Below are 11195 nucleotides of genomic sequence, written 5' to 3' on the forward strand. Positions count from 1 at the left end.
CAGCCTAATTCGAGGTCAGCGTTATAGCAGCGCCGACCTCAGGCTCAAGCCGTGGGCGCAGCCCTAGCAATGGTGCGATCCGGGCAATCAACTCTGCCGCAACCGGAACGGCGGTCCAACCCGCCGTCCGGCGTTTTTCGCCATAGGCGACAATGGAAGGCTCATCCAGCGTGACAATCAGCACATATTTCGGATCGTAAGCTGGGAAGATCGTCGCAAAGGTGGCAATGACCTTGTCATCATAGTAACCGCCGCGCGGTTTGGGCTTATCCGCCGTACCTGTTTTACCGGCCACGTCATATCCTGCCACGTCGCCGAAGCTGGCGGTACCGTCCGTCACCACCTTCCGAAGCATCTTTTGTGCCTGCGTCGCCGCGCTTTCAGACATAACCCGCGGTCCGTATTGCGGACCGTTTTTACGCAGGATGGTCGGGCTGACATAGTTCCCACCATTGGCAATCGCAGCATAGCCAGCCGCCAGGTGCATCGGACTGGTCGAAAGCCCGTGGCCATAGGAAATGGTTACTGTGCTGAGTTCACCCCATTTTTTAGGCTTCAGCGGCTCGCCGCCTGCGGCCTCAACAATTTCAAACGGTGTAGGCTCGAACATACCCAGGGCCTTCAGAAAGTTCTGCTGCCGTTGGGCACCGATCTGCAGCGCAAGCCGCCCGGTACCTCGGTTCGAGCTGTGAACGATGACATCCGCCACACTGATCTTACCATAATTCTTGCCATTGAACTCGCCAATCGGAAAGCGCCCAATCCGCATCGGTCCAGAGGTGTCGATTATCGTTTCCGAATTCACTAGTCCCAGCTGCACGGCCTGTGCGGCTGTGAAAATCTTGAACACCGACCCCAGTTCATACACACCCTGCACATAGCGGTTAAACAGAGGGCTGTCCGACGGGTCAAACCCCGAAGTCGGCGGGCGCGGTCGGTCATTCGGGTCAAACGACGGCAGCGACGCGGCCGAGACGACTTCTCCTGTATGCGCATTCATCAGAACAGCCGATGCACCTTTGGCGTTCATGATCTTCATGCCACCATAAAGCACCTGCTCGACCGCCGCCTGAACAGTCAGATCAAGCGACAACTGCAATGGCTTATTGCCATTTGCCGGATCACGCAGATAGTCGTCGAATTGCTTCTCAACTCCCGCAACGCCGATCACTTCGGCAGCACTAACCCCTTCGCGCCCAAAGCCGGACCCGCCCAAAATATGCGCAGCCAGACGGCCATTCGGGTACAGTCGCATTTCCCGCGGACCGAACAGAATGCCGGGATCGCCGATGTCATGCACCGCCTGCTTCTGCTCGGGTGAGATACGTTTCTTAATCCACAGGAACTTGCGGTTGCCAGTGAAATCCTTAACCAGTCGTTCTTTATCCAGATCCGGGAAGATTGCCACCAGCTGATCTGCGACGGCAATCGGATCTATCATCATGGGCGGTTGGGCATAGACCGAATATGTGTCCAGGTTGGTCGCCAGAATACGGCCTTCCCGGTCGACGATATTGGCCCTTTGCATGGCAATCGCTGCACCCGGCGCGCTGGCCAGAGGCTCTTGAGCTTCGGACGTGGCCAGCATGCCCATTCGTACACCCACGACAGAAAACGCGCAAAAAAAGAACAGGCCCAACACCAAAAGACGCCCTTCGGCGCGGGCGCGGGCGCGATCCTTCATGTCTTCGTGACGCTGGCGGATATTTTCCCGTTCAATAGTCTTAGGATTCTCGCCCCGAGCACGGGCATCGAGAATACGCGCCAGTGGACGCAGAGGCGTACGGGTCATGGGATCTGCACCTCACCAAAGGCTTGAATGTTGGTGATAGCCTGCAACTCGATTGGATCAACGATGGGCAGGTCCGGGTCCTCAGCATAAGAAATCTGGTCGGCGCGCCCGAACTGTTCCGCGCGCAGCGGCAACAGACCCAGACGTTCAAAGTTTAAATCGGCCAGCTCACGCAGCCGGTCCGGACGGTTCAGGTACGCCCATTCCGCATTCAGAACGGCCAGCCGCACCTGTGCCATGCCGATCTCGCGCTGCAAGCTCTGCGTTTCCTTCACCACCTGCTGGGTGCGGTAATTTTCCTGATACGCCCAAAGTGCCAACCCAAATACGGACAGAGCAGTCAACACATACAAAATACTCTTCATTTTGCCCTTCCCCCAAGTTGCGGCATCCCGATAGCACGGGCATCAATTTCCCCCGCAGGAGCCTCGGTCCGTACCCCCACGCGCAGTTTGGCCGAGCGCGCACGCGGGTTTTCCTGCAATTCCTGTTCATCCGGACCCACCGCCTTGCGAGTCTTGAGCGTGAATTGCGGCTGTTCCTGTTCCATTTCAGGTGCATAGCGATTGGCACGCCCGGTTTTCCCTGCACGAGATTGAAAGAACCGTTTGACCATCCGATCCTCGATGGAGTGGAAGGTCACGACAGCCAGTTGCCCGCCCGGTTTCAACGCCCGCTCAGCAGCCATAAGGCCCTGAAACAGCTCTTCATATTCCGCATTTACAGCAATCCGCAGCCCCTGAAAGCTGCGCGTCGCGGGATGCGATTGACCCGGTTTCGGGCGCGGCAAACAGGATTCGATGATCTCGACCAAACGCAGAGTCGTCGTGATCGGCTCATCAGCCCGCGCTTTTATAATCGCCTTGGCGATCCGGCGACTGGCACGCTCCTCGCCGTAATGAAACAGAATATCCGCCAACTGCGCCTCTGTCGCTGTATTGACCAGATCGGCTGCGCTTTCACCTTGCTGGCTCATCCGCATGTCAAGCGGGCCATCCTTCATGAAGGAAAACCCGCGCTCGGCCTGATCCAGTTGCATCGACGACACACCGAGATCCAGCACGACGCCATCCAGATCCTGCGCATATTCATCCATGCGCGAGAACACACCGGGCTGCATTACCAGCCGATCGCCATATTCACCCGCCCAATCAGCTGCCATCTCAAAGGCCAGCGGATCGCGGTCCACGCCAATTACCTTGTCGGCCCCGGCCTCTAGCAGGCCACGGGAATATCCGCCTGCACCAAAGGTGCCATCCAGCCAGACACCCGACACCGGCGCCACAGCGGCCAGTAACGGGCGCAGCAGAACAGGGATATGAGGTTTGTCGGAAGGGGTCTCAGCGCCGGCCATGCCGTTACGCGTCCCTGACGCCGTCTAAGAACTCCAGAGGGTCGAAATCCTCGGGCTGTTCATCCAGCCATTCCTCAGATGCGGCCAGTTCCTCGGACTCGTAAGTCTCTGGCTTCCAGATCTGGAACGTATCACCCGCGGCGATAAAGAACGCCTCGCCCTCAAGCTCGATCTTGTTTCGCAATTTGGCGGGCAGCACCAGGCGACCGGTTTCATCCACGGTGGTCGGAAAGGACTGACCATGGAACATGCGCTGCAACATCTTCCGCTGCATCGAGCCGCGCGGCAGCGCGTCAATTTTGCTGTCGACCTCGTCGATCGCCTGCATCGTGTAACATTCAAGGAACTTGCGGCGGTGATCACCGTAGACAATCACCAGTTCGGGGCTATCACCAGGCTGCCAGTTGGGGTCCGAGGCTTCAAGCACACGGCGAAACGAGGCCGGGATCGACACCCTGCCCTTTGCATCCACCTTGTGGTGGCTTTCACCTCTAAACCTACGCGCCAAGACGACTGTCCCTTTCGCTTGCGCCCCACCTAAATTTCACGCCCCCGGATGAAAAACGGCGGGTTGATCTGCTGCCACCGATCAACCCGCCGCATTGACCCGCCTTGCGGGATGTCCAGCTGCGCGCGCCACCTGGGGGGATGTCTGCTCGCCCGCGCGCCGGATCTCTTGAGTGATGAAAGCGAGATGCCTGTATGAAACCTGTTTTTGTTGGTTCGGGGTCGTTTGGCGCCCCATGTGCCTCGTCCTCATCGGATGTATAAGGGATGACATGGGAATTCATGGAAATCAACAGGAAATTTCAGATTCCTTTTTCAAGAATCGCAACGATATCAAATACACAACAAAAGAAAATAGTAGATTTATACCACAAATAGAAAAACTTCAAAAGGCAGGCACTACATATAGTCTATTTTGCCCACACCCTTCACTTCCCATGATTTCCCAAAAAAATTCTTAGAGCGCCACAAAAACTTAGAACAGCCGGAAGTGTGGCGCAGCTTTATGACGAATCATCCATTCCAAAATGAATAATGACTGCAGATATATGCCCACCTCATACTAAGCCCATGAATTCCCATATCGGCAATCCGCACCTACATCCTTTGAATTCTTTAAACAGAAAGTAGGTCACAGGGCCTTACACAAGGGAGCAGCCCGCTCTCTAGACATGCTCGGAGCGTCTCAGAACAGGCGTAAAAAACGCCCGAACTCCCTCAAATTAAGTACTACGCGATCATCATACCGACAAAGCGTTGATATCCATGCAGTTGCTGCATAGCAGCATTGACAACACGTGTATTGTGCACCTGCAGCATTTCCTTATTTTCATTCTCAAGCAAACGCCGGAACAAACCGGCAGCAACGAAAGAAATCGAGTAACGGACATGGCTGTAGCAACACATCAGACAGCGCTCAAAGGCGCACCGGTAACTGGCCTGGCTTTCCTGATCGAAGCTGCAAAGACCCGGTTTATCCGGCACCGCATCTACCGCCAGACAGTCAACGAACTGTCCGTGCTGTCGAACCGCGAGTTGGCCGACCTGGGTCTGCACCGCTCGATGATCCGCCGCGTAGCTATGCAGGCGGCGGAAGAAAACACCGCGCTGTAATCGCGCAACGATTTACCGAGATCAGGTCCACCTCCTCCCTATAGGACCTGTATTTCAGCGGCGATATCTCCTCCTCCCTGATATCGCCGCAGATTATACCGGCCTTGAACGCCGGACGCAGACACACCGGGTATTCCTCCTCCCTTACCCGGTGTTGAAAGCGCGCGGCGACGTCTTCCTCCTCCCTGACGTCGCCGCGTCTTACACATACCGGGGTCGAACCCGGGTTCGGATACATCGGGGCTTCTCCTCCTCCCTGCCTCGATGTTGAAAAGAACGGCGGTTCCCTTTCCTCCTCCCTGGGAACCGCCGTTTTTCTTTTTTCCCAGACGTGTAGAATGAAGCTCCGAGGTGAATTTCAGGAGTTCCCAATGGCCGCTTATTTCATTGCCCAGATTTCAATTCACGATCCGGATGGGTATCAAAAGTATCTTGAAGGATTCATGCCGATATTCGACCGCCACGGCGGCAGGCTTCTGACCGTATCGTCCAAGCCTGTAGAGTTAATTGAAGGAAATTGGACGGAAAACGGCGTTGTCCTGATGGAATTCCCGTCTATCGAAGCCGCCAATGCGTGGAAAGACGACCCCGACTACGTCGAGCTTGCCAAAATCCGTCATCAGACGGCCACAACGAATATGGTCTTGGTCGAAGGCCTATAGCCGTTCAGAACGGCACGTCATCCTTCGCGGACAGAAAACGCGAGACCACCTTTTTGGTGCCCGCCTTATCGAAATCGACTTCAACCTTATCACCTTCGATGCCGATCACCGCGCCGTACCCGAATTTCTGATGGAACACCCGCTCACCCAGCGTGAAGCTTGCCATGGCAGTCGCGTCAATCACCGTATTGCGGGCTTCACGCGGCTGAGACGTTCCATATTGCCCTTGCCGCGCCTGCATGCGTTTCCAGCCTGGCGAATTATAAACATTCGCCTCGGCCGCGCGAGTTTCGATCCCTGCCGTCGGTTGCCCGCCGCCATATAGCCCCGGAGGCGTCAGTACCTCCACATGGTCTTCGGGTAATTCGTCGATAAACCGTGACGGCATTGCGTTCTGCCACTGCCCGAACACCCGTCGGTTGGCGGCGAAGGAGATCGTACAAACCTCTTCCGCGCGGGTGATGCCGACATAAGCCAGCCGCCGCTCTTCCTCGAGGCCCTTCAGTCCGGATTCGTCCATGGACCGTTGCGAGGGGAACAAGCCATCCTCCCACCCCGGCAGGAACACGGCAGGAAATTCCAACCCCTTGGCCGCGTGCAGAGTCATGATTGAGACCTTGGCCCCATCGCCCTCCTGCTCATTGTCCATGACCAAGCTGACATGTTCCAAAAACCCCTGCAGATTCTCGAAATTGTCCAGTTGGTTGACCAGTTCCTTGAGGTTTTCCAGCCGCCCCGGCGCCTCGGGTGTCTTTTCGTTCTGCCAATGGGCGGTATAGCCGGATTCGTCGAGGATGATCTGTGCCAGTTCGATATGCGAAACCTCGGGCTCACCGAACCGCATGGGCGCGCCATCATCAATCACCGACTCGTCGTCCACTTCGATTCGCGGCCCGCGCGTCATCGTGTTCCATCGCGCAAGCCCGTCGATCAACTCGCGCAGCGCCTTGCCGCCTTTTCCTTTGATCAACCCGTTATCGACCGCAATCCGCGCGCCATCGACCAGCGACACGCCGTTTTCCCGCGCTGTCATCTGGATCGTCTGCTGCGCTTTATCACCCAAACCGCGTTTCGGAGTGTTTACGATCCGCTCAAAGGCCAGGTCGTCACCGGGGCTGACCACCAGCCGGAAGTAGGCCATGGCATCGCGAATCTCCATCCGCTCATAGAACCGAGGGCCGCCGATCACCTTGTAGGGCAAGCCAATGGTCAGAAACCGGTCCTCGAACGCGCGCATCTGGTGCGAGGCACGCACGAGGATGGCCATTTCATCCAGCCCCATCGGACGCACACCGCGCGTCCCACCTTGCATCGCGTCGATTTCCTCACCGATCCAGCGGGCTTCTTCCTCTCCATCCCAATGGCCGATCAGACGGACCTTTTCGCCCTCTTTCGCGTCGGTCCACAGCTCTTTGCCCAAACGGCTTTCATTGCCGCGAATGACATTCGACGCCGCCGCTAGAATATGCGGGGTCGAGCGGTAATTCTGCTCCAGCCGCACCACATACGCGCCGGGAAAGTCCTTTTCGAACCGCAGGATGTTGCCCACTTCGGCTCCTCGCCAGCCATAAATCGACTGATCGTCATCCCCCACGCAACAGATGTTCTTATGCGCTCCGGCCAGTAGCCGCAGCCAGAGGTATTGGGCGACGTTGGTATCCTGATACTCGTCCACCAGTATGTAGCGGAACCAGCGCTGGTATTGCTCCAGCACATCCTGGTGGGCCTGGAAAATCGCCAGGACATGCAAAAGCAGATCGCCAAAGTCGCAGGCGTTTAATTCTTTGAGCCGCGGCTGATATTGCTCGTAGAAGTCGATACTGGACATGACTTCTTTACGCCTTGATCCAGCCTCGCCGGGCGAATACTCGCGCCCCGTTTCAAGGTCGATCAGTCTTTCTTGCGCGCGCGGGACTTGCTCAGGCCTCCAGCCTTGATTTTTATACTTGTCTATGATCGCTGCCAGCCAACGATCCGTAGAAGCTCTTACTTCGACCCCATTCAAACTCGCCAGCTGCTTAATCACGCGCCTCTGATCGTCAGTGTCGAGAATGGTGAAGTTGGATTTCAGCCCCACAAGCTCGGCGTGGCGGCGCAGCAGCTTGACACAGATCGCGTGGAAGGTGCCCAGCCACGGCATCCCCTCGGCCGGTTGGCCCAGAAGGCGGCCCACACGCTCTTTCATCTCGCGCGCCGCTTTGTTGGTAAAAGTCACCGACAGAATCTCATTCGGGCGCGCTCGCCCGGTGCTGAGAAGATGCGCAATACGGGCGGTCAGCGCCTTGGTCTTACCAGTCCCTGCCCCGGCCAACATAAGTACCGGACCGTCCAGCCGCTCAACCGCTTCACGCTGCGCCGGATTTAGCTCATCCAGATAAGGCGTAGGGCGCGCGGCCATAGCCCTCTGCGATAGCGATGCACCCTCAAAGGCGTCCATTTCGTCAAAACTGCTCATCCGCACAAACTACGCTGAATACGCAGGAAGGGAAAGAGTTTGTTCACGCCTTGTTCGCTCAATTTTTCCACCCACTTGCAGTCAATTGTAGGCAAATCGCTCCGCCTTGCCGAGCAGCGTTAACCCTCTGTCAAAGCTTGCCTTCGATGCTGGGGCCAAAGCTGTGGGAGCGCGGATCATGAAGAAACGTACTGCATCGGGCATCGCGTCCCGCCTTAAAATAGCGGTTATCGTCCTGATAATCGGGCTTCTGGCCGCCTTGTCAGGCTGGGGCATATATTCGATCCCCGCCCCTGTGGTTGACCGAATGCTGGAATCAGACATGCGCCATGCCGCAATGCAGTTGAACCGCCAGGTGACCTCGCACCTGGAAGACGTTGATGCCACCTTCCTGACGAGTGTGATGGGCGATCATGACGAAGAATTCCTAGAACTGCTGCCCGCAACGTCGGATATCTATCGCTTCAAGCTTTTTGACACATCTGGACGCGTGTTCTGGTCAACGCGCGATTCTGACGTCGGCACACTCAATATGAAGCCATACTTCAAGGATGTGATCGGAAAAGGGAATCTATACTATGAGCATGAAGAAAAGCCTCTGACCGAAGTCGATAATCTGGATCGCGACATGGCCGCGGGGGCGCAAACCCGGCACGTTGCCGAAATCTACACACCCGTCATCCGCGAGGGGCGCTTTGTTGGCGCAATCGAGTTCTACTCGGACATAACCCAGGTCCGGAACCTTTTTATCAATCGGGTGCGTTGGTCACTGGCGCTGCTCAGCGGTGTCGCATTACTGGCAGTGCTGGTGGTGACACTGGTGATTTTCCGCGCGAACCGGCGGCAGGTGCGCGACTTGCAGGGCCGTGCAGCCAAGGAACGGGCACTGATGGATGACCAACTGCGGCTGGCTCGAGAAGTGCGGCTGCTGGGTGAGTTGAACGAATGGCTGCAATCCAGCCGGTCACTGGATGAGCTGTTTGACATGGTGTCTCGCTTCATGACTCATATCCTGCCTGAGGCCGAGGGCAGCGTGTATGTCTACTCCAACTCGCGGGATGTGCTGGATGGGTGTGCCAGTTGGAATGACGGCACTCATAAGTCGCATATTCACCCCGAAGGGTGCTGGGGTCTGCGGCGGGGGCGGACATATGAATATGGCGCGTCCGAGATTGATTTTGTTTGCGAGCATGCCGAGCCGCATGACGGGCGACCCTATTTCTGCTTTCCCATACTGGCGCATGGCGAGACGGTTGGGCTGCTGCATCTGCGGGCCCATGAAGGCAGCTACGAAGTGTTTCATTCCAACAAGAAACTGGCCCAGCTTTGCGCCGAACAAATCAGTATGGCGATCGCGAATGTACGGATGCGGGATCAGTTGCATGACCAGTCGGTCCGCGACCCGCTGACCGGGTTGTTTAACCGTCGGCACATGACTGAGACGCTGCGCAAATCCATCAGCCGCAGCCAGCAAACCGGCGCACCGCTAAGCTTGATCGCCGTCGACGTGGACCATTTCAAGAAATTCAACGACACCCATGGGCATGATGCCGGAGACATGGTGTTGCGCGCCGTCGGTTCAGCGCTTGAACAGGGCTGCGACCGGGACGAGACTGCTTGCCGGATCGGCGGGGAGGAATTCATGCTGATCCTGCCCGACAATACCCCAGAAGACACAATGACCCGAGCCGAGCAGCTACGCCAGGCGGTTGAGGCCATTTCGGTTCGGTATGGTGAAAAATCCCTGCCGCGCATCACGATTTCTGTCGGTGTGGCCCATTACCCTGCGCATGGCACCATGCCGCAGGACCTGATGCGCGCTGCAGATGACGCCTTGTATATGGCCAAGGACAAAGGGCGCAATCAGGTGCAGATCGCCAATGGGGCAGCCTCTATTTCTTCTGCGCCCGTGAAAAATGAAGGCCAGCCGAAACAAACACCTCGGACATCAGCGGCCTGAAAACCTTGCAGAATCGCGTCGTAGGTCGGATCAATTCTTATGGACCTGCACAGCTCATTCCCCGGCATAGCCGATCTGAAACGCCGCGCGCGGCGCAGAGTTCCGCATTTCGTCTGGGAATTTCTGGAAAGTGGTACAGGGGCCGAGGCCACTGTGCGCCGAAACAGGACCGCGCTGGATGACATAGAGTTTTTGCCTTCGATCCTGCACGGCCCAATCGAATGCAATACCAGCACACAATTTCTAGGTCAGGATTTCCCCCTGCCCTTTGGAGTTGCGCCTATTGGGATGTCAGGGCTGATCTGGCCAGATGCAGAAAGACTGCTGGCACACGCAGCAGCTCAAGCCGGGTTGCCTTATACTCTGTCGACCGTCGCCAGCCAAAGCCCCGAGGATCTGGCCCCTCATATCGGTGAGAATGCGTGGTTTCAGCTTTACCCGCCGAAAGACCCTGACATTCGCTCTGATCTGCTGCGCCGAGCCAGAACTGCTGGATTCTCGACGCTTGTCCTAACAGTTGATGTTCCGGTCGCTTCGCGGCGAGAGAGACAGGTTCGGTCTGGCCTTACGAACCCTCCCCGATTGACCCCCCGTTTGCTGGCTCAGATCGCACTGCGCCCGTCATGGGCCGTTGGCATGGCCCTGGGCGGGATGCCGCGGATGCGAACACTAGACAAATACATCGACAGTGACAGCGCCCTGTCTCCCACGGCTCATGTTGGGTACCTACTGCGCACCTCACCGGACATGGACTACGTCAAATGGCTGCGCGACGCGTGGGATGGACCGTTTATTGTCAAAGGCGTCATGCGCGCTGAAGATGCAGATCGGTTAGAACAGGCCGGTGTTGATGCCCTCTGGATCTCGAATCATGGTGGGCGACAGTTTGACGGTGCTCCGGCCAGTATTTCTGTTCTTCCCGCCATTCGTACGGCCACGGACTTGCCACTAATCTTTGACGGCGGAATCGAAGGCGGGCTCGACATCCTCCGCGCCCTGGCTCTTGGGGCGGATTTTGTCATGTTGGGACGCGGGTTTCTTTATGGTCTGGCTACCCTTGGTTCGGGCGGCCCAGCCCATGTAATCGACATCCTGCGACAAGATATGTTGGCGAACATGGGCCAGATGGGTCTTGAACAGTTAAATCAGCTAGTGACAAATCAACACAATTGATGCTGCAGCGCAGAATTGCTAATAGGATTGCGCCAACAAGCGGCGTTTGCGAGCGTTAACATGCCGGTTCTACCCAGAACGACTGATATACGAGCGCGTATTGTCTGCCTATGAACACGGCCAAACCACAAAGACCGGGACCTGATATGACCGACTTCACCAAGATCCTGATCGCCAAT

General features: G+C 56.8%; 9 protein-coding genes. 4 read left to right on the plus strand and 5 right to left on the minus strand.

What is annotated here, in order from left to right; genetic code table 11:
- Positions 1–4 precede the first annotated feature (4 nt).
- From GOW93_RS03990 to mraZ, 4 genes are read right to left on the minus strand one after another with little or no spacing between them, the layout of a single operon-like run.
- Complete coding sequence (locus tag GOW93_RS03990; protein WP_170381749.1) at positions 5–1792, minus strand: peptidoglycan D,D-transpeptidase FtsI family protein; 1788 nt, start codon at positions 1790–1792, stop codon at positions 5–7.
- A complete protein-coding gene (gene ftsL / locus GOW93_RS03995; RefSeq protein WP_170381750.1) occupies positions 1789–2157 on the minus strand; it encodes a cell division protein FtsL in 369 nt (122 codons plus the stop codon). The genes GOW93_RS03990 and ftsL overlap by 4 nt, the downstream gene beginning before the upstream one ends.
- Positions 2154–3146, minus strand: a complete 993-nt coding sequence (rsmH, locus tag GOW93_RS04000; protein WP_170381751.1) for a 16S rRNA (cytosine(1402)-N(4))-methyltransferase RsmH — start codon at positions 3144–3146, stop codon at positions 2154–2156. The genes ftsL and rsmH overlap by 4 nt, the downstream gene beginning before the upstream one ends.
- A 4-nt stretch (positions 3147–3150) precedes the next feature.
- Complete coding sequence (gene mraZ / locus GOW93_RS04005; protein ID WP_170381752.1) at positions 3151–3654, minus strand: division/cell wall cluster transcriptional repressor MraZ; 504 nt, start codon at positions 3652–3654, stop codon at positions 3151–3153.
- Between the two features lie 887 nt (positions 3655–4541).
- On the opposite strand from mraZ, the gene GOW93_RS04010 reads away from it, so the two are divergent.
- Both GOW93_RS04010 and GOW93_RS04015 read left to right on the plus strand, forming a co-directional pair.
- On the plus strand, positions 4542–4766 hold the full coding sequence (locus GOW93_RS04010) for a DUF1127 domain-containing protein (RefSeq protein ID WP_170381753.1): 225 nt from the start codon (positions 4542–4544) through the stop codon (positions 4764–4766).
- 371 nt (positions 4767–5137) lie between these two features.
- On the plus strand, positions 5138–5428 hold the full coding sequence (locus GOW93_RS04015) for a DUF1330 domain-containing protein (protein ID WP_170381754.1): 291 nt from the start codon (positions 5138–5140) through the stop codon (positions 5426–5428).
- A gap of 4 nt (positions 5429–5432) precedes the next feature.
- Here GOW93_RS04015 and GOW93_RS04020 read toward each other — a convergent pair whose 3' ends face one another.
- Positions 5433–7883 carry an ATP-dependent helicase gene (locus GOW93_RS04020; RefSeq protein WP_170381755.1) on the minus strand — a complete coding sequence of 817 codons (2451 nt, stop codon included), beginning with the start codon at positions 7881–7883 and terminating at the stop codon, positions 5433–5435.
- Positions 7884–8061: 178 nt separating this feature from the next.
- Here GOW93_RS04020 and GOW93_RS04025 point away from each other — a divergent pair, with 178 nt between their 5' ends.
- Positions 8062–9843: a sensor domain-containing diguanylate cyclase gene (locus tag GOW93_RS04025; protein ID WP_170381756.1), complete on the plus strand. Its 1782-nt coding sequence runs from the start codon at positions 8062–8064 to the stop codon at positions 9841–9843.
- 39 nt (positions 9844–9882) lie between these two features.
- A complete protein-coding gene (locus GOW93_RS04030) occupies positions 9883–11016 on the plus strand; it encodes an alpha-hydroxy acid oxidase (protein WP_170381757.1) in 1134 nt (377 codons plus the stop codon).
- The last annotated feature ends 179 nt before the right edge of the window (positions 11017–11195 follow it).

It is taken from the genome of Ruegeria atlantica (assembly GCF_013032455.1).
GTDB classification, from domain to species: Bacteria; Pseudomonadota; Alphaproteobacteria; order Rhodobacterales; family Rhodobacteraceae; genus Ruegeria; species Ruegeria atlantica_B.